Annotated in this window: 22 protein-coding genes; 15 read left to right on the top strand and 7 right to left on the bottom strand. The window is 43.3% G+C overall.

Annotation, left to right across the window (positions count from 1 at the left end; all coding sequences use genetic code 11):
- Positions 1-39: 39 nt before the first annotated feature.
- Positions 40-1,398 (bottom strand): molecular chaperone, encoded by a 1,359-nt coding sequence (gene yegD / locus F9Y84_RS02005; RefSeq protein WP_147390729.1) that lies wholly within the window; start codon positions 1,396-1,398, stop codon positions 40-42.
- Between the two features lie 241 nt (positions 1,399-1,639).
- On the opposite strand from yegD, the gene F9Y84_RS02000 reads away from it, so the two are divergent.
- The 9 genes from F9Y84_RS02000 (at position 1,640) to F9Y84_RS01960 (ending at position 10,495) form a co-directional block, all read left to right on the top strand.
- The gene (locus F9Y84_RS02000) at positions 1,640-2,422 is read left to right on the top strand and encodes a sporulation protein (RefSeq protein WP_147390730.1); all 783 of its coding nucleotides are present in this window, start codon (positions 1,640-1,642) and stop codon (positions 2,420-2,422) included.
- 486 nt (positions 2,423-2,908) lie between these two features.
- Positions 2,909-3,850, top strand: a complete 942-nt coding sequence (locus F9Y84_RS01995) for a CHAD domain-containing protein (protein WP_128729774.1) — start codon at positions 2,909-2,911, stop codon at positions 3,848-3,850.
- Between the two features lie 23 nt (positions 3,851-3,873).
- Entirely contained in the window at positions 3,874-4,773 is a 900-nt protein-coding gene (locus tag F9Y84_RS01990) for a DUF350 domain-containing protein (protein WP_125250863.1), read from the top strand.
- Between the two features lie 87 nt (positions 4,774-4,860).
- Positions 4,861-6,513 (top strand): polyamine aminopropyltransferase, encoded by a 1,653-nt coding sequence (locus F9Y84_RS01985; RefSeq protein ID WP_244297447.1) that lies wholly within the window; start codon positions 4,861-4,863, stop codon positions 6,511-6,513.
- An 80-nt stretch (positions 6,514-6,593) separates the two neighbouring features.
- Positions 6,594-7,007, top strand: a complete 414-nt coding sequence (locus F9Y84_RS01980) for a DUF2170 family protein (RefSeq protein ID WP_125250865.1) — start codon at positions 6,594-6,596, stop codon at positions 7,005-7,007.
- A gap of 15 nt (positions 7,008-7,022) precedes the next feature.
- Positions 7,023-7,712, top strand: coding sequence for a PspA/IM30 family protein (locus F9Y84_RS01975; RefSeq protein WP_147391321.1), 690 nt, complete (start codon positions 7,023-7,025; stop codon positions 7,710-7,712).
- Between the two features lie 69 nt (positions 7,713-7,781).
- On the top strand, positions 7,782-8,420 hold the full coding sequence (locus tag F9Y84_RS01970) for a DUF4178 domain-containing protein (RefSeq protein ID WP_147391320.1): 639 nt from the start codon (positions 7,782-7,784) through the stop codon (positions 8,418-8,420).
- On the top strand, positions 8,417-8,743 hold the full coding sequence (locus F9Y84_RS01965) for a hypothetical protein (RefSeq protein WP_125250868.1): 327 nt from the start codon (positions 8,417-8,419) through the stop codon (positions 8,741-8,743). The genes F9Y84_RS01970 and F9Y84_RS01965 overlap by 4 nt, the downstream gene beginning before the upstream one ends.
- Before the next feature lie 567 nt (positions 8,744-9,310).
- Positions 9,311-10,495 carry a cellulase family glycosylhydrolase gene (locus tag F9Y84_RS01960; protein WP_147389335.1) on the top strand — a complete coding sequence of 395 codons (1,185 nt, stop codon included), beginning with the start codon at positions 9,311-9,313 and terminating at the stop codon, positions 10,493-10,495.
- Positions 10,496-10,573: 78 nt separating this feature from the next.
- Here the strand turns inward: F9Y84_RS01960 and F9Y84_RS01955 are convergent, their stop codons facing one another.
- From F9Y84_RS01955 to F9Y84_RS01930, 6 genes are all read right to left on the bottom strand, one after another.
- Positions 10,574-11,053: an FKBP-type peptidyl-prolyl cis-trans isomerase gene (locus F9Y84_RS01955; protein WP_147389336.1), complete on the bottom strand. Its 480-nt coding sequence runs from the start codon at positions 11,051-11,053 to the stop codon at positions 10,574-10,576.
- Positions 11,040-13,466, bottom strand: coding sequence for a Lon protease family protein (locus tag F9Y84_RS01950; RefSeq protein ID WP_147389337.1), 2,427 nt, complete (start codon positions 13,464-13,466; stop codon positions 11,040-11,042). Before F9Y84_RS01950 ends, F9Y84_RS01955 begins: the two co-directional genes overlap by 14 nt.
- 71 nt (positions 13,467-13,537) lie before the next feature.
- Positions 13,538-13,996 (bottom strand): zinc ribbon-containing protein, encoded by a 459-nt coding sequence (locus tag F9Y84_RS01945; RefSeq protein WP_125250872.1) that lies wholly within the window; start codon positions 13,994-13,996, stop codon positions 13,538-13,540.
- 301 nt (positions 13,997-14,297) lie between these two features.
- A complete protein-coding gene (locus F9Y84_RS01940) occupies positions 14,298-15,785 on the bottom strand; it encodes a methyl-accepting chemotaxis protein (RefSeq protein ID WP_167508232.1) in 1,488 nt (495 codons plus the stop codon).
- Positions 15,786-15,795: 10 nt separating this feature from the next.
- A complete protein-coding gene (locus tag F9Y84_RS01935) occupies positions 15,796-16,521 on the bottom strand; it encodes a substrate-binding periplasmic protein (protein WP_147389338.1) in 726 nt (241 codons plus the stop codon).
- A gap of 10 nt (positions 16,522-16,531) precedes the next feature.
- Positions 16,532-17,203, bottom strand: coding sequence for a TorF family putative porin (locus tag F9Y84_RS01930; protein WP_125250875.1), 672 nt, complete (start codon positions 17,201-17,203; stop codon positions 16,532-16,534).
- A 230-nt stretch (positions 17,204-17,433) separates the two neighbouring features.
- Between F9Y84_RS01930 and leuS the strand changes: the two genes are divergently transcribed.
- From leuS to rlmH, 6 genes are read left to right on the top strand one after another with little or no spacing between them, the layout of a single operon-like run.
- Positions 17,434-20,022: a leucine--tRNA ligase gene (gene leuS, locus F9Y84_RS01925; RefSeq protein WP_147389339.1), complete on the top strand. Its 2,589-nt coding sequence runs from the start codon at positions 17,434-17,436 to the stop codon at positions 20,020-20,022.
- Positions 20,006-20,518, top strand: a complete 513-nt coding sequence (locus F9Y84_RS01920; protein ID WP_147389340.1) for an LPS-assembly lipoprotein LptE — start codon at positions 20,006-20,008, stop codon at positions 20,516-20,518. Before leuS ends, F9Y84_RS01920 begins: the two co-directional genes overlap by 17 nt.
- Positions 20,518-21,561 (top strand): DNA polymerase III subunit delta, encoded by a 1,044-nt coding sequence (gene holA / locus F9Y84_RS01915; protein WP_147389341.1) that lies wholly within the window; start codon positions 20,518-20,520, stop codon positions 21,559-21,561. The genes F9Y84_RS01920 and holA overlap by 1 nt, the downstream gene beginning before the upstream one ends.
- A complete protein-coding gene (gene nadD / locus F9Y84_RS01910) occupies positions 21,558-22,193 on the top strand; it encodes a nicotinate-nucleotide adenylyltransferase (RefSeq protein ID WP_147389342.1) in 636 nt (211 codons plus the stop codon). Before holA ends, nadD begins: the two co-directional genes overlap by 4 nt.
- Positions 22,194-22,245: 52 nt before the next feature.
- The gene (gene rsfS / locus F9Y84_RS01905; protein WP_125250879.1) at positions 22,246-22,563 is read left to right on the top strand and encodes a ribosome silencing factor; all 318 of its coding nucleotides are present in this window, start codon (positions 22,246-22,248) and stop codon (positions 22,561-22,563) included.
- 1 nt (position 22,564) lies between these two features.
- Entirely contained in the window at positions 22,565-23,035 is a 471-nt protein-coding gene (rlmH, locus tag F9Y84_RS01900; RefSeq protein WP_125250880.1) for a 23S rRNA (pseudouridine(1915)-N(3))-methyltransferase RlmH, read from the top strand.
- The last annotated feature ends 2 nt before the right edge of the window (positions 23,036-23,037 follow it).

Here is a 23,037-nt window from a genome sequence, read left to right as displayed (position 1 = left end):
GTTCAGGTAAATACTAAGACACATTGATGGCCGTAAGCGTTACTTAAATATTTTATCCGCCCACTTAGTTAACCCTGCCGTCACACTGCCAAAGTTGTCACCGTTAACCATCTCAATATCACCAATTTGCTGCGCAAGGGTTGCTTTAAGCAATGGAGACTGCGCACTACCACCGGTTAAATAGATCACATCAGGCTTTGCGCCTGCTTGGCTTATCGCTTCTTTGGCAAGCGCTCCCATTTGCTCAAGATTTAACATCACGGCGTCAGCAAAATCTTGCTGTGTGATAGTTTGAGTTAAGTGTGCTCCAATAAAGCTCAGATCGGCGTTGAACTGCTCCTGCTCAGATAGCGCTATTTTGCCAAGCTCACCTTCGCGGACAACCTGATGGGTCAACTTATTTTGTTGAATGGTCAGTAAACGTGCCAATTTGTCCGGCTCGGCAACGTCACGAAGCATGCTTTTTAGTTCACGTGTTAGTTTATCGCTATAAAAATCTAGTTGTGACTGGATGTCATTAATTTTACATGCCTGCCAGTATAGTTGACTCGGCATTGGCAGGCCTGAATTCATCTTTGAACCTAGCCCGCATAGCGGCATTAACTGATGATAAGCAAGAGCGATGTCTAAATCATTACCCCCTACACGCTTTCCGGTGTGTGCCAAAAAGTCCTGTTGTCGCTGGTCGTTGTCGCGATAGCTCGGCCCCATACGCACAAAAGAGCAGTCGCTAGTACCACCTCCAATATCGACAACTAACACCAACTTATCGCGCTCAAGGCGACTTTCATATTCAATTCCCGCAGCTAAAGGCTCAAACAAAAAATCTACCGCTTGAAATCCAGCCCGTTTGGCTGCTGTAGTTAAAATGCTGATAGCCTGCTGATTACTCTCTTCGCCTCCGACGGATTGAAAGTTAACCGGGCGACCGATAACTGTATCAGTAAGTGTTTGTTGTAATTGAGATTCGGCTCGCTGCTTAATCTCTAACATCATTGCCGTTGCGATGTCTTCAAAAAATGCAACTTGTTGTGGCTTGAGGCCAACAGCACCAAAAAAAGACTTGGGAGATTTAACGTAAAAGCCTTCTTCGGGGAATTCGATGTATTCGTTAATGGCTTGCTGGCCAAAAAATACGCCTGTCTCCTGCGAAGCAAGATCTAAATCACGTTTTGCCTGCTGAGCAACACTCAGTAAGCCTTGACGAGACTGAGCGTAGTCGGGATCCGTAATAACAGCGTGGCGGTGCACAAAAGCGGGGATGAGTGCATTGTGCATGGCATACATAGTTGAAGGTAGGTAATGTTTATCTTGCTCAAGACGCAGTAATTCTACTTCACCATTTTTCATGACGCCCATTGCGCAATTGGAGCTACCGTAATCAAACCCGACTTTCATTCTCTACCTCGAACAACTGAAAAGTCGCGAAGTGTACCATGATTGAGGTTATTGTCAGATGAATTTATTAGCGCTGATTGGGTTAATGTTACACTCTAATTCATCTTGTTGAAAAATAATACACAACCCAGAAAACAGCGTCTGCGAAACAGAAAAGCATTTGACGAATCTCTATTAATTCCTATAATCGACAGCGCAAAACTTTCCATGATGGAAGGTCATAACATAAATAAGGATGAATATGTCTTTCTTTAAAAAAGCCCTTGGGGCTGTCGGTATTGGCGCAGCAAAAGTTGACACCGTACTGGATCATCATCAAGCCGCTCCTGGCGAAGAAATCTCTGGCATTGTAAAAATCATTGGTGGCAAAGTTGCACAAGAGATCAACAAAATAGATCTAAAAGTAATGTGTAATTACACCGTTGAAAAAGAAGACAGTGAAGGTGAGACAATAACGGTTACTAAATCGCATACTCTCGCTGCATTTCATATAGATGAACAATTTACCATCGAACCTGGTGATGAAAAGCATATTCCATTTGCGCTCGATTTAGCAGAAGAGACTCCACTGACCGTGGGTCAATCTAAGACGTGGATTGCAACCAACCTCGACATTGATATGGCACTTGATAAATCTGACCGCGACTATCTGCACATTGTGCCTTCTGAGCTACAACAAGCCGTAATCGATGCGATGGAAGCCCTTGGTTTTAAACTTTATGAGTCTGATTGTGAAGGTATTGATGAAGTATCCTTTTCACGTCTTCCATTTGTGCAGGAGTTGGAGTTTAAAACCATCACAGGCGATTTTCACGGTCGCTTTGATGAAGTCGAGATGGTCTTTTTTACCCGTGGCAAACAGCTAGAAGTTATTTTCGAAATGGATAGAAAAGCTAGAGGATTAAAAGGCTTTTTTGCTGAAGCCCTCGATCTTGATGAGTCTAAGTCAAGGCTATTAATAAGTGCAGAAGACATCGAAGCACTTGAAGACATCATCTACGACATGCTCGAGCAACATAGCTAAGCGAGTTGAGTAACAAGCAACCTCAGGTTAAATAGGCAGTAGTAATACCCATTTGACTTAATACTTGCTCAATTTGAAGGAGTAAATCTAACGCTAACCGCGTTAAAAATTTCTTATTTAGAACAACTAAATAGCAAAATTTTTGCCTGGTTATCGACAAGATTTTCTCGCCTCAAAATAGACCACTTAATTAAGAAAATTGGTATAACCTTATAACTACTGCTTTTTTGCAATATTAACAACAATACTTATAACAATAGAGTCTGTATGACGATAGTTTTTACTGTAATGCCATGCGCTTGTCATAATCAGCTGCTTAATTGGACAATATTGATGTTAGGGATATAAGTTAAGAAAACCCTCTCTCTGACTTATTGTTACAATTTAAGGCAATTTAAGGCTTGGTATTATAAAGCTTAATAGTTGACTTAAAGGCAATAAGGCAGCACATTAACACGAATGGTCAAGGTAGATTAGGTGACATGAATGTCCAACTTTAAAATTTGGCAATTAGTTAGCCTGCTGTGTGTAATGAGTTTTCTGCTAGGCTGTGAATCAAAAGAAGAGCGCCTCCAGCAAACCATCACACATACACTTCAAGACGCCTCAACAGCGATTAATACGTTGGGTACTGCGCTTGATAAAAAACAGCTAAGAAATGCCAACCTATTGACTGAGTATGGCAAAGTACTCGCTCAGCAAAAACCTCAACTTAGTGAAATTGCTAAAATCATCGCACAAGATGCAACGAGCAGTGGCACACTTTATCAGAGTTTATTGACTCGTTATCAATCCCTTAAATCTCCAGCTCCGACAATGAGCAGCGACGATATCATTAACCAAGCAATACTGTTAAAAGAGGCAGCCTCAATTAGTCTGTTTAATGATGCACTAACCGATCCTATCAATGTGTTAGCGGATATGTCTGATGGTAAATTAGCCCGTGTCGGTGCTATCAGCCAACAGGCAGAACACATAACAAACAATGGTCAGGCAGCGGTGGGTAACCAGCTTGTCGGTAATGCAAACTATGGTGAATGGCAAACTGACTCAAATGGAACAAGCTTTTGGGTGTGGTATGGTGTTTATCGCATGCTTGGCGACATTGTCGGCGACGTCGAATATGGCCGCTGGAGTAAACATCGAAGATATAGCTATTACAGCGACTATGGTCGCCACAGATATACCAGCTATAAGAGCTACAAACGCCAAACTGAATTAGTGAAACGCACTAAGCAGTCCTATCAACGCCAAGGCAAACAATTTACTAGTCCTTATGCGAAGAAAAAAGCTGGCGCATCAGGGCTAAGCCGAAGCAGTAATACCCCCTCGTCGGTTACGCGAAGCAGCTATTCAAGAGCTTCCAGTTCAGGCTCAATTCGCAATAGCTCAAGTAGAACCTCCCGCGGCGTAAGCCGGGGCAAATAGCGCATATATAGCGGAGTTAACACATGTATCAATTTAACGGATTAACAGCTTGGACTTTTCAAGCATTGCTAATAGATATGGCGGTGATCGTCGCGCTATTTGTTAGCTTAAAATATATTAAAGGCTTGGTGTCTAACCTCCACGCCAACGACGAGATCACAGAAAGAGACAATTTTGCTTTTGGCTTGAGCTTTGCAGCTGGGTTAACTGGTTTAGCTATCGTTATCTCAGGTATAACCAGTGGCGCATTTGCCAGTTCACTTGCTCAAGAAGCGATTCAAATGGCAGGTTATGGCATCGTGGGGATCGTACTGATTAAACTTGGTCACTTTTTTCAAGACAAAGTTGCGCTGCGAAAGGTCGACCTACATGATGAGATCATCAAAGGTAACGTCACAGCTGCACTTATCGACTTTGGCCATGTGGTAAGTGTTGCCATTGTGATACGCTCAGCCTTGTTATGGGTGCTTACTGAGGGATGGTATGGCTTACCCATCGTCGTTGCCGCTTTTGTTATCGGGAACATCTGTATGCTATTGGTAACTCAGTATCGTGTACAACTATTCAAACGCACCAACAAGAGTGGCGACTGCTTACAGCAGGCAATTAAAGACAACAATGTTGCTGTGGGGATCCGTTACGCTGGCTTTTTAATCGGCTCTGCTTTGGCGCTTACCGCAGCTTCGGGTATCGCTCCTTATGTTGCCGACGATATCAATGCTAGCCTGCTATATTGGAGCCTTTGTGCCCTTGGCAGTGTGCTGCTTTTTATTGTTCTACACTTGGTGATGATCAAAATCATCCTTGCTGGCAAAGATATTTCTGATGAAGTAAATAGACAAAAGAATGTTGGTGTTGCAGCCATTTCAGCGGCACTCTCTTTTGCGATTGGCTTAACGATGGCAAGTTTGCTAGGTGCCTAACTCTTGAGCGAAACAGCACCACAAACTTCAACAAAGGTGGCCGGCAACTGGTCGTTGCTCGGTCACGACACATTACTTATCGGCGTAATGGCTATTTTGGCTGGTTGCGGCCTTATTTACGAATACTTACTCTCCCACTATGCTGGACGCGTTTTAGGCTCTGTCGAAAGTGCAATTTATGCAATGATAGGCACCATGATAGTTGCCATGGGTATTGGCGCTTTCTTAGCTCGTTGGTTCAAGGATCCTTTTACAGCCTTTGCTTGGCTTGAAAGCTTAATCGCACTGCTGGGAATGAGTAGTATTTTGATCATTGCCAGCGTCATCGCGCTCACCTACACGCTGCCCCATACGTTATCTAGTATCTACAGCTTGCCGACAGACAGCCTGCTTGATGGCATGCCATTTGAGCAACTACAAGACTTTGCACGATTTCTTCCCTATGTATTTGGGTTAATCTTAGGTATTTTTATCGGCATGGAAATTCCACTGATAGCGAGGATCCGTCAACAAGTATATGGCCGTTTTCTTGAAAATAACGCTGGTACTATTTATGGCGCAGACTACATCGGGGCAGGCGTTGGTGCAGCAATATGGGTGACCATTATGCTGGCACTGCCAATCATGCAAGCCGCGGCATGGACAGCACTTTTCAATATTATTGCTGGATTGATTTTTTTATGGCGCTATCAAGCCCATGTAAAGCTATCTAAACTACTTTTTGTCTGTCATTTTCTGTTACTAGGGATCTTTTTTATCATCTTAAATAATGGCTCTATTTGGATGAAAGACCTAAGCAATGTCTTGTACAAAGACAAAGTAATTTACTCAGAAGCAACCAAGTATCAGCATGTTGTTATTACCGAGCGTTTGAGTCGCACACAGCCGACTCCCATTAATGACTTATTCCTAAATGGCCGACTGCAATTTTCGTCTGTGGATGAGCAAATCTACCATACCATGCTCGTCTACCCTGCCATGCTTGCTTCAAATCGTCGTGAAAATGTCTTGATCATTGGCGGTGGCGACGGGCTCGCATTACGCGATGTATTAGAATGGCCCGTAAAAAGTGCCACCTTGATAGATTTGGATGGGCAATTACTGTCACTATTTGGCTTGGCGGATCAACCGTTTCCTCAAAAACCAGAGATCACAGCCAAACTGACTACATTAAACAAGGGGGCGTTAAACGATCCGCGAGCTACTGTCATTGTTGCAGACGCATTTTTAGAAGTTGAAAAAATGCTCGATCAAGGGCGGCAGTTTGACACTATCATTATTGATTTACCCGATCCAAACCACCCTGATTTGAACAAATTGTACAGCGACTATTTTTACAACCATGTGCGTCAGTTACTCGCACCAGACGGCGCCTTGGCAATTCAATCAACTTCGCCCTACCATGCTCAAAAAGCTTTTATTAGTATCGCTAAAACCGTCAAGCATGCAGGCTTCACCCATGTGGAACAATATCAGCAAAATATTCCCTCATTTGGCCAGTGGGGTTGGACAATTGCAACCAGAGCAGGACAACCAGCAAGTGAAAGAATTCGCACTGTCACGACGTTGCCTGTGGCAAGTAATTGGATCAATAAAAATTATTTATTGTCTACTTTTGCATTTCCAAATCACTTTTTTGATGACGCAAAAGATATAGAAGTCAATCAGTTAGGGACGGGAAAGCTCTATGATTACTATCGCCAAGCATGGCAAACTGAAGATGAGTTGTACAAAAATTAACGCGCGACCATTGACATAATATGTCTTACGTGCAAATCTTAACTCAGACATAATATGTCAATACGAAAAGGTAAATGAAGATGGAATTAAATGAACTATCAATCAAATTAGCATCATTTGAAACTGAAGGTGCTAACTTCGAATCATTCCTAATCGCTAATGAAGGCGAGCAGGATGTATTGCAAGTGATTGTTGACGGAAATGACGAATTACCGATTTTTGTAACTCAGACTGAAGAGCAACTAGTGTGTATTAGTTACTTGTTCAACGAAAATGAAGTGAAACCTGAGTTACTCAACGAGTTAAATGAAGCATTATTAAAACTCAATGTGCCTATTCCTCTGAGTGCGTTTGCTAAAATTGATGAGCAGTATGCAATATTTGGTGCTCTAGCTGTTTCCTCCTCAATTGATGAAATCACGCACGAACTTGTCACCTTAGCTGATAATGCCATTGAAGCTTTAGATGCTGTGACTATGTATTTGAATGATTAGTATTGGAGTTGTGAAATGAGTATTTTAAAGAAATTATTTACCGCGGTCCGTGGTGGTGCGAGAGAAGTTGGTGAATCAATTGTTGATGCAAACGGCATCCGTATTTTTGAGCAAGAGATTGCAGATGCTAAAAACGCGTTAGCCAAAGCGAAGAAAAGTCTTACTGAAGTGATGGCTAAAGAAATGCAAACTAAGCGCAAACTCGCATCGCTTGAAGACAGCATCATTGAACATGAAAACTACGCAGGTGAAGCACTAGAAAAGGGTAATGAAGCGCTTGCGGTTGAAATAGCAGAGAAAATCAGCGAATTTGAAGATGAGCGTGCAGAGCACCAACAAGTGCTAGATGGCTTTAGTAAACATGTAATCTTATTGAAGCAACAAATTAAAGAAGCCGAAAAGTCGATAAAGGAAAATCAACGCCAATTGACTATGGTTAAAACCACAGACAGCGTTCAAAAAGCGACCATGGCAGTGAACAGCACACTAAACACCAATGAGTCATCAATGGTAAATGCCCGTCAATCTCTTGAGCGTATCAAGCAGCGCCAACAAGATAGACAAGACCAACTCGCCGCAGCGAAAGAGCTAGAAGCAGCTGCCAGTGGTGCTGATTTAAAAGCAAAAATGGCTGAAGCTGGAATTGGCTCTACGCCAAAGAGCAACGATATTCTTGAGCGCATTAAAGCGAAGCAAAACAAGTAAACTTGCTATTTTTTAAGAAGGGAGGCCTAGCCTCCTTTTTATCATTTTTGATAACCCTATAGGTGCATCATGTTTGGTTTCTTTAAATCTAAAAAAACACCTGAGCGACAACTTGATCATGCCAAAGATCTAAAAGTTGGAGACATGCTCACTATCATTGATTCATTTGCATACCCAAGTTGGCTAAAAGGCAAAACACTCAAAGTGATTGGGGTGCAAACATACCAGTATGAACGAAGTGCCGAATACGAATTTGTGCTTGAAAGTGATTCAGGCAAGGTTACTTTTTTACAGATAGAACAAAGCGATGGTGAAGAGTACGCCAACTTCTCAATCAAGATCCAACGAGAAGATGTCGACGCGATTTTCAGTCTTGATGAGTTCGCACGGATTTTTGATGAAGAGTCGCTGACTCACATTAATACCCAAGCCACACCTGAGCCGTTGGAACGATTTTTAGGAAAAAGTTATCAGCAAAGTGAAGCTCCCTATGTTTGCTATTTTTATGACAGCGATTATCGTGACCGCGCCTTACCACGCTATCAAGATGAAAGTGGTGAAGCCTGTGAAGTCATAGAGCTTATTTCAAGCGATGAAAAATATGCTATCAACATCGAAGTCTGGGATGGTGGTGAAACGGATGTATCACTGACCATGTGCCGACCACTTAGCGATATTATAGATTTGTTTCCTGGAGCCAACTCGTGACTGACAGAGAGAGTAAGTGGAAACGTCAGGAAGTTGCATTAAGGGCCACACAGATGGCCTTTGACTTAACCACTGAAGTGCAAAAAAGTATCAAAAAACAAGCAATAGATGAAGAGCTAACCCCATCGGATATGATAAGGAAGATCCTCGGTTTAGAAGTAAAATCTAAAAAAACGAGGCAACGGTTATCTTTCAATCTAACTGATGACGAAATCATGCTATTAGCTAAACGCTTTGATGTCGACCCTACCGATAAACGGGCCGTGAAGCAGCAAGTGGCCAGTATACTATTGAGTCGCTACACACAGAGCAAAACCAAGTAACTTGAGCTTTAGCGCTAACGGTGTTGGGCTCAGTGTCAATTCCCCGCTGTTGGTGCATAGACTCGCCTTACCTACATAATGCAGGTAAATCGCATTCCCCACTCAGACCTCAGATTAATACCAATTTGACTTAATACTTGCTCAATTTGAAGGAGTAAATCTGACGCTAACAGCGTTAAAAATTTCTCATTTAGAACAACTAAATAGCAAAATTTTTGCCTAGTTATCGACAAGATTTTCTCGCCTCAAAATAGACCTCTTAATTAAGCAAATTGGTATAAATAATGATTCGCGGCACTTTTTATCAAATGCCCCAAAGAAAATAAGTCAGTTGTCTCATTCCCTATCCTAAGCCTAAGATTAGCAAATACTTTATCTCTGTTACTCTCTTTGGCACATATCTATCCAATATTAATACTTTACGATCAGGTTCAGACTAAAGTCTAAGACGTACCTATATTTTCTTAGTTAGATTAGAGTGTGCTGGGCTAGATAATCGGAGCTTCAGATAATCAATGCCTTTCTAGCAGCCAGCAAAACAACAATACACATGTAAAGGACATTATAATGAAATCAGTCAATTTAACTGCAGCCGCTGTGGCGGTAGGCCTTGGTATGAGTCAGGCACAAGCCATCACTTGTGATGGTATCAATACTTACCCTGACTGGCCACAAACAAACTGGCAAGGAGTCCCAACTCATGCCAATACCAATGATAAAATGCAACATCAAAATAAACTCTATCAAGCCAACTGGTGGACGCAGTCAGAGCCAGGAACCAGCTCGGCATGGCAATACTTAGGGCGTTGTGATAGCAATACTCGGATCACGCCTTTTGAACGTCATGGACAGCTTTCAGTTTGTGATACTGGGCTTTGTAACGAGCGCCAAGAAAAAATTCAGTTACGCGGTATGAGTAGTCATGGACTGCAATGGTATGGACTGGGAAAATGCTTAACAGATCTATCATTCGACACACTTGCTGTTGACTGGCAAGCGGATATTATTCGCCTAAGCATGTACGTGCAAGAAGGCGGATATGCTACGAATCCAGAGAAGTTCACGGATGAAATGAATAAACTGATTGATATGGCCAGTCAACGTGGCTTGTATGTATTAGTAGACTGGCACCAACTTACACCTGGCGATCCAAACGCTAATCTTGAGCTTGCAAAGCGATTTTTCACCGATATAGTGACAGCAAACAAACACCGTAAAAATATCATCTATGATATCGCGAACGAACCTAATAACGTCACATGGACTGCGGTACGTGAATATAGCGAACAGATTATTCCTGTGATCCGTGCCATTCAATCAGATGCTATCGTACTTGTTGGCACTCATGGCTGGGCAACCTTTGGTCATTCTAGCGGCGGCAGCGTTGAGGATGTGCTCAATGATCCGGTTCCATTCAATAACATCATGTATACCTTTCACTTTTACGCAGCATCACACCAAGACAGTTATCGCTCAGTCCTTGATAAGGCGTCAGATCTGCTGCCTGTATTTGTTAGTGAGTGGGGCGCACAAAACTATGACGGCGATGGTTCCAATGACCGAATTAGTACGCAAAAGTATATCGATCTGATGAAGCGCAAAAAGATCAGTTGGACCAACTGGAATTATTCTGATGACTTTCGCAGTGGCGCTATTTGGAAAAGAAATACGTGTGCCAATCAAAACTTCGTGGATAGTCAACTAAAAGAGTCCGGTGTCTGGCTTAAAGACTGGATTGGTGAAGGTAGATAATTGCCGCATTAAGTAACTCAGGTATACGCAGTGCTATGCGTATACCTTTATGATTGTACCTTTATGATTGTAACCTTATTACTCTACCGCTAATAATTCGACTTCAAACACCAATAATGAACCGGGTTCGATTTTACCTGCAGCACGGTCACCATAGCCTAAATCAGGGCTAATCCAAAAGCGATATTTATCCCCTTCTGTCATCAGCTGCACCCCTTCTGTCCACCCTGGGATCACTTGATTAAGTCCAAAGCTAATTGGTTGGTCACGCAAAACAGAACTGTCAAATACGGAACCATCAAGTAAGGTGCCATGATAGTGCACTTTCACTTTGCTCGTTGCACTGGGTTGTTTGCCGCCTTCGGTTTGCGTAATGATTTCATACTGAAGACCTGAGTCAGTTTTATGTACTTCAGCACGCTTCTCATTCTCTTTTAAAAAGTCTATGGCTTGAACCCGATTAAGCTGGGCAAGTTGCTTTTGCTTTTGGCCACCTCGAAAAAACATTACCGCAATGACCAACGCTATAATAACAAGGATAATATTAGTTGTTGTCATGGCTTTCTTCTCCTTTGTCATCATCGCCGTTTACCACTTTTGCAATACGCTCTAGCTTCGCCATTGCAACCGCATTGATACTGTCTTCAGGATAGCCTTCTTCACTCAGCTCTCCTGCGGCTTTATTCATTAACAAACTAAGCGCTTCATCCACAGTAGCTACGGCATACACATGGAATAAGCCTTTTTCCACAGCGGCAATCACTTCGTCGTCTAATACTAAATTCACTGTATTTGACTCAGGAATGATAACCCCTTGCTTACCAGTTAGGCCGCGCATTTTGCAGAGTTTAAAAAAGCCCTCGATTTTTTCGTTGACACCACCAATAGCTTGCACTTCACCGTGTTGGTTAATAGACCCAGTTAGCGCCAGAGATTGATCGACCGGTAATTGCGTCACCGCCGATAGCAGCGCACAAAGTTCAGCAAGGGATGCACTATCACCATCGATAAAACCATAGTTTTGCTCAATGGCAATGTTTGCACTAAGCGTTAAACTAAAATCTTGCGCGTATTTATTACCTAGATACCCCGTCAGTAACATTACCCCTTTTGAGTGAATTGATTTACCTAAATCTACCTCACGTTCAACATCAATAACGCCATCTGCACCGGCGTATACCGTAGACGTAATACGAGCGGGAGTACCAAATGCGGTATCGCCAATATGCAGTACAGTTAGCCCGTTAACCTTACCGATAGCCGTACCTTCGGTTGCAATTAACGTATGTCCTTCTTGAATATCACTGAGCATATTTTCACTCAACTGACCTGTTCGATACTCTTTTCCAGCTATCGCCTCATCAATATGATTGGCAGCTATCTGATTGACACCGTCTTGTTTAGCATAAAAACTCGCTTCAGCCACCAGCTCTAAAACATCAGCAAAACGTGCAGAGAGCTTGCTATGATGCTCCGCTTGACGATAACTAAACTTGAGCATTCGTGCCAACGCCGAAGAACTCAGTTCAATCTTCAAAGTCTCATTACAATACTCCATCACTTTGGTGATGAATTGGTACTGCATTTTATCTGAACTCGGTAAATAGTAATCAAAGTCAGCCAATACTCTAAATAGCTCTGCAAACTCTTCATCGTATTCACCTATGGTGTAATACAAATCTCGCGAGCCAAGCAGGATTATTTTTACATCTAATGGTATCAACTGCGGCTTTAAGGTAAAGCTGCTACCAACAGAGTTATCTTGATATGGTAAATCATTTTTAATTTGATGGGTTTTTAGCGAGAGCTTGAGGCCATCCCATACTTGCGCGTTGGCCAACACTTTTTCCGCATCCATGATCAAATAGCCACCATTAGCGCGATGTAAGGCACCAGCCTGTATAGAGCGATAGCTGGTGATCAGGTTACCCTGAGACGTTGCGTACTCTACCTTGCCAAAGATATTGCCAAAGGTAGGGTTTGGCTCGTATACAACAGGAGCAGGATCGTCTTCTTTAAATTCAACCAAAATATTGGGGGCAAAAAAGTCTGTTAGCATCCCTTTTGAATCAAAGTCATCTTTATTTTCATCATTACTACTGTCGTCATCTAACCAGTCTAGTACCGCGTCGACAATTTCAACTTTGAGATCTTTGAGATAACGCAGCACACCGATGTGCGCGGCATACTTGTGCTCAAGGGCTTTTAAAAGTGGCTTGGTCGCCATTTCAATGGTGGTCTTTTTAAGATTACGCAATCGCTCTGAAGATTCACGCTTCCATCTTGGCAACTCAATAAGAGATTCAATTAACGCATCTTCTAACGTTTCTATCGCTGTCAAGAAATGCGCTTGAACGTGCTCATCTAGTGCCGAAAACTCTGTATCGCTGAGCTGCTTACCCTCGACCACAGGCGCAAAGCCCACTGTGCCTGTGTCTTCAATCAGTGCCACGCTCATATTGGTAGCTTGCTGCTCAACAGCAGTGATCGCAGCATCGTATTTTTGCTCAAACTCTTTATCTAATGACTTTTTCTTGCGTTGATAACCTGGATTGTCAAAAGCGGCTGGAAAAGTATCTAAGATTTCATCAATAAATGCGTCTATATCAGCTTCAAGCTGCTTACTCTCACCTGCTTGCATAAATAGTGCAATTGGCTCGCGGTGGTCGTCGTAATTATTAACGTACAACCACTCCTTAGGCGTTGGCTTTGTTTTACTGTGCGCTTCTAATTTATCTTTTACCATAGTAAACCGGCCTAATGCCGCCTCACCCATCACATAGACATTATAACCTGGTAACTCCATACCCAGAGCAAAGTCTAATGCGGTTTGAGCGCGCTGTTGGCCAATAAAAGGAAGTGCCTCTGGATACGGATTTTGGATACAATTTTCAATGTGATTCAACGAAACCGATGGTGCAAGCTGGCTTGCCTGTAATGATTTTTCAGACGACAATTTGGATTTGGTCATTCTAACTTCTTTGTATTGTTCGCATACGTTGGTCTGCTCAGTTCAGGGCAACCAAGCTAAGCGCCTACTTTTTAGGGCGCTAATGCTTTTCTAGTATATTCCCCATGCCCACATTCACTGCACGCTGGGATCTTGATGGCATAATAAACATCTAATTTATAGCCACAATTCTTACACACTAATTGTCCCAATGCTATCCATTCGCCCTCTTTATAAATGCCTTGATGCTCAAAATCTTTTAAAAGGGCAGACCACTCAAGCTGCGTTCTATCTTCTAATTGAGATATTTCGAATAAGATATTGGCTTTGAGCTCACTCCAAGCCGCTTCATCATAGAAGGATTTGTTTTCAAGCAAATGTTCTAGGTCACGCTTTAAATAGTAGCTGTAATCATCAAAGGTCTGCTTGGTGTAATCTTTTAATGCCCGTTGCACCTCCCAAAATCGCTTGGATAAGTCATCCACCTCGTGTTCTTTTACATCTTTTAGCCAATCAGAGAATTGATCTAACCATTTTTGATAATCCGCCATTACTGCGCTCCTGTTTTGCCTTTCACTTAAGTGTAGACCAGATATGCCACGCACCGTATCGTCTATTAGCCCCTTCAGCAGGGCAAGCAATATATTGGTAGCTTATTAACGTAGGCGGTTGTAATTAATCATCTTAATCAGTGGTCTATTTTAAAGCGAGAAAACCCTGTCGATAACACCGCTGCCGCCTCCTGCTCACGCCGATTTAGCTGTTCAAAATAAGAAGTTTTTAGTGCAGTTAGTGTCAGATTTACTCCTTCAAATTGAACCGGTATCAAGGCTAGTTGGTATGATGTTAAGCTTACGTTTTAAAGACCTTCACTAAGGCTTGTAACTTAGAGGCTAACGCCTTCATGTCATCAGAGTATATTTGTACCTGCTGAATTTTAGACATGCCCCCCTGCCCTGCTGTAACGGCTTCATTTATATTTTTACTTAACGCTTCAGCAACCGTACTTTGCTCCGATACAGCGGATGAAATATGGCTAGACATATGCGTTATCGACTCAACAGAGCCTGTTATACTCACCAATGACTCGCTTGCTAAATTAGCAGCCGACATACTTTCAGTGCCTTTCCCTTTACTCTTTTCCATTACCGCAACCGCTGATTGGGAACCGTGTTGTAACTGATTTATTGTATCGTGGATTTCGGCCGTACTGGATTGGGTGCGGCTAGCCAAAGAGCGCACTTCATCTGCAACCACCGCAAACCCTCGCCCCTGCTCGCCCGCTCTTGCAGCTTCTATCGCAGCATTGAGCGCCAGCAAATTAGTTTGTTCTGCAATCGATTGAATCACATCTAAAACTGAAACAATGCCCTGGACACTAGACTCCAGTGAACTTATTACGGTTGCAGCTTCGTCAAGTTGCTCGACAAGCTCTTCAATCGCATGAATCGATTGCTGAAAAGCCTCTCTTACCTTATTAGCTTCGGTATTTGCAGTCTCGGCGGACTCAAGAGTTAATTTTGCATTATTTTCAATCTCCAATGCAGAAGAGGCCATTTGCGTAATTGCGGTCGCTATCTGATCCGTTTCTGCTTGCTGTGACGTCAAAAAGTCAACGCCTTCGGAACTCACACTGTTGATGTTTTCCGATACAACAAAAGAATCATCAACCGACTTTTTAACATGGTTTATCAACTCGGCAATTTTGTGTTCAAATTCATTAAAGGATGAAGCCAGTCGGCCAATTTCGTCATCGCGTTTTACGACTATCTGTTGCGTTAAATCCCCCTCACCGCTGGCGATTGTCGCCATTTTTTCAGCCACTTCATTCAACGGTGAGACAACCAATCGTTGAAAAATGAACGACAGCACGGCAACAAGAATGGCTCCCAGTAATAAGACCTTTATAATCGAACTAAAGGCAAGCCCTCGTAACGCATCATCAATAGAGTTTGAGTCAACATAGACAGTGAGCCAGCCGACTTCATTCTCGCTACCGCCATCATCAAATATCAGTTTGCTTTTCAACACACCGGCCGTTTCTGTACCTTCAGTTTGCGCAAATGTTGCGCCTTCCATATCGCTCACAACAACTTTGGAAATTTTGTCAGACTTTGCCTCTGCCTCTATAAACTTTTTAACTTGCTGCTCTTGAAAGTTCCAAACGGCGTTAGGCAATGCTAAGCCCATTCTCTCTTGCGCTAACGCAACATCAGTATCCAGTTTTTGTTTCAGAACCATACTTTGATTCACATAATCATATACTCCGAATAACAGCAAAACCGTTCCCATTGAAAGCAAGGTTGTCAGGATAAGACGGAACAATATTGATCGAGTCAAAGTAAGCCTCCTAGTTTAAAAACTTAGCCATAATACTCTGCACATCTATTTTCTTTAGGCCAGAGTTATAGATTTGCTGCCACTTTTTACCCTGTTCATCATTTCTAAATGCAATATATAGCTGCTTCTCTTGTAACAAGGTGGCATTCATTTCCACCGCGTCTTTAAAGCGTGCCAATGAGCTGTCTGTTTGCAGCAAATAGCGCAACACATTGGCATCAATCACCGCTGCTGGGATCCGTTTCGCCCCCACTTTTTTGACATTCAATACATCTGACGGCACGGCTTCACCTACAATCGCACCACTGGCTATCATGGCATCTAGCTCTTGTGTATTCACATAATCTTGTACAACGCCTATCTTCATTCCCTTAAGGTCATTTACTCCAGTAAAACTAATTGGCGCGCTTTTGTTTTGTACTAACCCAAGCGGCCCCCAACCCATTGGTTCAGAAAACACAAATTCTTGGGTGTCATAATAATACTCAGGAAAATAGCCGACGTATTTGGAGCCGGACGAGGAAGCCGTTTTAACCGCTCTCGACCATGGAAAAAACTCCACCTCCAACGTGTGTCCTTCAGCCGCAAATGCCGCTTTTGCAACGGCCACTGATGCCCCTTGCTCTTGTAGTGATTTATCTGAATAGGGTGGCCATGATAATGATGTCAGATAGACTGTTTCAGCGGTGGCAAGCCAAGACCAAGTAACGGCAAAAAACGCGATAATTAGCTTCATATTTCATCCCTCAGAAATTAAATGTTCTAGATACGGTCGCCAAAATAGTTGAATCACCCTGTGTATCGAGGTCGGTATCTTCATACCCTAACGACAAGTTCCACCCTTCAATGGCGTAATTAAACGTAGCCCGCCAATGGAGATAATCATCCCCAGACTCCCACTGCCATTTATCTTCATCGTGACTCATTGAGTAATCCACGCCGACACCAAACGATAAGCGCTCTGTTAACGGAAAGTCATGGGTAAGCATCACAATACTGTGCCCGGCTCCTGTTCCAAAGTAGTCCCAAGCATGCCAAAAGTTTAAATTCGTATTGCCGTAGTTAAATTTAGCGTACGCCTCTGCATAATTATAATCATCGCTAATGTCGCCACCATGATAGGTATATTGAGCAATACCTATATCTATATTAATTGACGAAGTTAACGCGGTGTAATAGCCAACGTAGCCATCAAACTCGATATCTGTATCATCACCAAAATCAACGTTAGAAGCCCACACACCTGCGTACAAGCCAGAGTCACCAGCCCAATCAAAGCTCGCTTGAAGCGCAGGGTCTTCACCTGTTTGACTTACCCCGTTAAAGAGATAGTCAGATACTAGTGTTACGGTGGATGAAGTCGCAGCAGATACGCTAAAACAGGTAAACAGAGTTGAGCACAGCAATAGTTTTTTCATATTTCCTCGCACAAAGAGCAATAAAAAATCTTTAAATTAATGCTAGTACAGTTTTTTGTGATGTAAAATTTTTACAATTTCAGCCCTGTTCGAGTGAGCGTCGTTATATCCATTGCTGTAACGGTATAGTGGATAAAAATTAAGGTATTTTGGTGCTGTGATTGCAGGCTAAATTCGGGTATGCTATCGGGCAATTTTCTATTAAATTTGCCAGATGTTTGGAAACCTAGATGCAAGAGCAATATAACCCGCAAGATATCGAAGCCAAAGTACAGTCGTACTGGGAAGAAAACAACACCTTCAAAGTTGTCGAAGACGAAAGTAAAGAGAAGTACTACTGCCTCTCAATGTTCCCATACCCAAGTGGCCGTCTCCACATGGGTCACGTACGTAACTACACCATTGGTGATGTGGTTTCTCGTTTCCAACGCCTTCAAGGCAAAAACGTAATGCAGCCTATGGGTTGGGATGCGTTTGGCTTACCAGCTGAAAATGCGGCAATCAAAAATAACACTGCACCAGCTAAATGGACGTATGAGAATATCGATTACATGCGTAACCAGCTAAAACAGCTTGGCTTTGGTTATGATTGGGATCGTGAAATTGCCACTTGTCACCCAGAATATTACAAATGGGAGCAGTGGTTCTTCACTAAGCTTTATGAGAAAGGCTTGGTGTACAAGAAAATGTCGACAGTAAACTGGGATCCAGTAGACCAAACTGTACTGGCTAACGAGCAAGTTATTGATGGTCGTGGCTGGCGCTCTGGTGCCATTGTTGAGCAAAAAGAAATTCCACAATGGTTCATTAAAATTACTGACTATGCTCAAGAGTTACTTGACGACTTAGACAAGCTTGAGCATTGGCCTGAGCAAGTTAAGACGATGCAGCGCAACTGGATCGGTCGCTCAGAAGGCGTTGAAATCGACTTTAAACGCGCTGATAATAACGAAAGCTTCACGGTATACACCACTCGCCCTGATACATTTATGGGTGTGACTTACGTCGCTGTTGCAGCAGGCCACCCTATCGCTCAGGAAGCTGCGAAAAACAGTGATGCAATTTCTCGCTTTGTTGAAGAGTGCAAAAACACCAAGATTGCTGAAGCAGATATGGCAACAATGGAGAAAAAAGGTATCGCGACAGGCTTTACCGCTATTCACCCACTCACAGGGCAAGAAGTGCCTATTTGGGTTGCTAACTTTGTCTTGATGGATTACGGCTCAGGCGCAGTCATGGCAGTTCCTGGTCACGACCAACGTGACTATGAGTTTGCAACCGCTTACGGTCTTGAGATCAAACAAGTCATTCAGCCACTAGCAGGCGCTGAAGCAGAAGCAAACCTAGCAGAAGCAGCGTTTACTGAAAAAGGCACGCTAATAAACTCCGGTGAGTTTGATGGCTTAGATTTCGAAGCTGCTTTTAATGCTATTGCAACTAAGTTAGAAGCACTAGGTGTTGGTAAACGTAAAGTCAACTTCCGCCTTCGTGATTGGGGTGTGAGTCGTCAGCGTTATTGGGGTTCTCCTATCCCAATGTTAAACAAAGAAGATGGTTCTGAACTTGCTGCACCGGCTGATATGCTACCTGTTCGTCTACCTGAAGACGTGGTGATGAACGGCGTAACCTCTCCAATTAAAGCAGATCCTGAATGGGCAAAAGCCACTGTAAATGGCGAAGCGGTATTCCACGAAACTGACACCTTTGATACCTTTATGGAATCGTCTTGGTATTATGCACGTTACTGTAGTCCGCGCTACGATGAGGGCATGCTTGAGCCTGGCGCTGCAAACTACTGGTTACCAGTCAACCAATACATTGGTGGTATCGAGCACGCTATTTTACATCTACTGTACGCACGCTTCTTCCACAAACTACTGCGTGACTTCGGGTTAGTAAACTCAGATGAGCCATTTGAGCGCCTTCTGTGTCAAGGTATGGTACTTGCCGATACTTACTATCGTAAGGACGAAAAAGGTGGAGACGTATGGATTTCACCAACTGACGTATTAACTGAGACTGACGACAAAGGCCGCATCACTAAAGCATGGCATAAAGAAGACGGCGAGCCAGTATTCTCAGCAGGCATGAGCAAAATGTCTAAGTCGAAGAACAATGGTATTGACCCGCAAACGGTTATCAAACAATACGGCGCTGACACGGTTCGCTTATTCATGATGTTTACGGCACCACCTGAGCAAACACTAGAATGGTCTGACTCAGGCGTTGAAGGTGCGCATCGCTTCCTTCGTCGTATTTGGAAATACGCGGTTGACGTAAAGCAAGCAGGTACTGCCGAGCTTGATTTAAGCAAACTAAATGCAGCGCAAAAGACGCTACGTCGCGACATCCACAAAGCCATTGCAAAAGTGACCGACGATATTGAGCGTCGTCAAACGTTTAATACGGCAATTGCGGCGGTGATGGAGCTTTCAAATAAGCTTATCAAAGCGCCACTTAATGATGAGCAGGACATTGCACTAGCAAACGAAGCACTAGAAGCTATGGTGATCATGCTTGCGCCTATCACACCGCACATGTGTCACGAGCTGTGGACTGAGCTTGGTAAGGCTGGTGATATTCTTGATGCGGCATGGCCCATCGTCGACCAAAGCGCGCTAGTTGAAGATGAAAAGCTTATCGTGGTGCAAGTAAACGGTAAACTTCGCTCTAAAATCACCGTAGCGGCAGACGCAACACAAGAGCAAGTTGAAGCCATTGCATTTAGTGAAGAAAACGTTACTAAGTTTACCGACGGTAAGACCATCCGCAAGGTGATCTACGTCCCAGGTAAACTACTTAATGTGGTTGCAAACTAATATGCGTAGCCTGTTTTGGCAATTCAGTAAGCTAGCAATTTTGCTAGCTTGCTTCTTCGTAGCCAGCTGTGGTTTTCACCTCAAGCAAGCTTCTTATCTGCCTGATGACTTGAAAGAGATCACGTTAAGCGCGGATGATAAACGTTCAGCCTTGTTTGAACAGCTTCACAATGACTTGGTGCGCGCGCAAGTCTCTTTAACACCCAAAGACTCAAAGCAAGCCGCCGAGTTATACTTATATGCCGATGCACTCGAACGTCAAACACTGAGTTTGTTTAAAAATGGCCAAGTTGCGCAATACGAATTAGCCTATCGCGTTTCATATCGTTTAAGTCGACCTGGACAAGCGCCTGTAGATCAAATGTTTGAGTTGTATCGTAATTATCAAGATGACCCTGATAACGCACTGGCAAAAGCCAAGGAACTTGAGCTTATTTTGACTGAAATGCGCCGCATTGCGAGTCAACGGATCATCAGAGAGTTGTCACAGCTGTAATGCGTTGTTATGCCAATCAACTATCCGGTTCTTTAGCAAAAGGGCTCGCTCCTTTTTACTTAGTTTTTGGCGAAGAACCCTTCCAGCAAGGTGAGTGTGTACTTGCTATTCGAAACGCCGCGAAACAGCAAGGCTTTGATGAAGTTATTAAATTTTCATTGTTGCCCGGGTTCGACTGGCAAGAATTGAGTGCACAGTACAACAGTATGTCACTGTTTAGCGCTCGTACCTTGATTGAGTTCGATTTCAATGAGCAAAAAGTCCCAACTCAGGGGCTCTCAGTACTAAAATCACTTGCAGAACAGGTTAACCCTGACGTCATTGTGATTTTTAAAGGACTGAGTGCAGGACAAGATATCCAACGCACAGCTTGGTTCAAAGCAATAGAAGCAAAGGGTTTGTTTGTACCTTGCTATGCGCTGGCTGGTCGACATTTAGAGCGCTGGTTTGACGATGAGTGTAAGCGTTTAAAACTCACTATCTCCCCACAAGCAAAGCGTGCTCTGCTAGTTGCAACTGAAGGTAACCTGCTTGCGACCCATCAAGAACTTGAAAAGCTCTCACTGCTATTTGGTAAAAGTTCTGTTGACGAGCAACAAATATTAAGCGGCCTGTTGAATCAATCTAAATTCGATATTTTTGATTTAAATACGGGGCTGCTAAACGGTAACTCAAAACAAATCATCAAGGTACTAAATAAGCTTGCAAGCGACAATGTAGAGCCTGCTAGCATTTTGTGGACACTACAAAATCAGGCTCGCACTTTATTAGGGGTTAAATCGCTTTGGCAAGCAGGTACAGCACTGCCAGAAGCCTTTAAAAAGTACAATGTCTGGAAAAATCAACAAGCACTTACGCAACGTGCGTTAGATAGGCTAACGATTGAGCAAATTAAGCAACTATTGAGCTTGATGGCCGATTTCGATAGCGCTTATAAAGAAGCAAGGATCACAGCTCCGTACCAAGCGCTTGCTCACATAGCACTGGCTTTTGCGACACCACTTATCATACCCTTGCCAATCAGTCAGAGCGAACATCTATGATAGCACTCTTTGGTGGCACCTTTGATCCGCCTCATTTAGGCCACCTAAATATGGCTGCTCGTTGTATTGATGCGCTGGGCCTTCACCAATTAAAACTGCTCCCTTGTGCTATTCCCGTACACAAACAGCGTCCTAAAATCAGTGATGAACACCGCCTGTCTATGCTTGCTAAAGTTATTTCTGGTCATGAGAAAATGACTATCGATACACGTGAGCTGTTACGCCAAGGGCCTTCATATACGTTATTAACATTGCGTGAGCTTCGCGCAGAGCACCCAAAGGCGGCGATTACCTTTTTAATGGGGATGGATTCGTTCAACAACTTACATACTTGGTTTGAGTGGCGTGAAATTACTACACTGTGCCATCTGGTCGTTTATCAGCGTCCCGGTGAAACATGTGCGCCAAGTGCCGAGGTTGCAGCCTATTTAACCAAGGCAACTACCACGGACACAAGTAAGTTACACAAAACTCTTGCTGGCCATTGCTACTTCCTCTCTGGAGAGCAAAAAGACATTGCCTCAAGCACGGTAAGAGCGGCAATTTCACAACAAAACGTCGCATATTTGGAACAATGGCTACCAAACTCGGTCATAGACTACATAAATAGCCATGGCTTGTATGCTGATTAAGCCTATAAAGCGTGTTAAAATCACAGATTATTTAAATAACAGAGATAGAAATTTGGATTCACAACAGTTAGTAGACTTCGCGCTGGATAAAGTAGACGATATGAAAGCCCGTGACATTGTTAAACTTGATGTTCGCGACACTTCCTCAATTACCGATTACCTCGTTATCTGCACAGGCACTTCAAAGCGTCACGTTCAATCAATTGCTGATCACGTTGCAAAAGAAGCCCGTCACGCAGGTGAGTCGCCACTAGGCCATGAAGGACAAAACGTTGGTGAGTGGGTGCTGGTTGATTTAGGCGATGTTGTAGTCCACGTGATGCAAGATGAAACTCGCGGTTTCTATGATTTAGAAAAGCTGTGGGGTTAACGTGAAAATCCAACTCATCGCAGTAGGTACCAAAATGCCAAAATGGGTTGAGACCGGCTTCACTGAGTATCAAAGGCGCTTTCCTAAAGATATGCCTTTAGAGCTTGTCGAAATAAGTGCAGGCAAACGCGGGAAAAATGCAGATATAAAGCGTATTTTGCAACAAGAAGGGGAAAGAACCCTAGCCGCAATCCCCAAAGGTAACCGCATTGTGACACTCGAAGTGACAGGTAAACCATGGGATACACACCAACTTGCGAGCAATATGGAAAAGTGGCAACTAGATGGCCGCGATGTCAGCCTCCTTATTGGTGGACCTGAAGGTCTTGCTCCTGAATGTATTGCTGCTGCTGAGCAAAAGTGGTCTTTATCAAACTTAACGCTCCCCCACCCTTTAGTACGAATAGTGGTTGCCGAGAGCCTGTATCGCGGCTGGAGTTTAAATAACAACCATCCTTATCACAGAGAATAATA

It is taken from the genome of Pseudoalteromonas peptidolytica, assembly GCF_012641745.1.
In the GTDB taxonomy this organism is placed as follows: Bacteria; Pseudomonadota; Gammaproteobacteria; order Enterobacterales; family Alteromonadaceae; genus Pseudoalteromonas; species Pseudoalteromonas peptidolytica.
The sequence above is the reverse complement of the archived record's forward strand: the minus strand, read 5'-3'. Positions and strand labels throughout refer to the sequence as shown.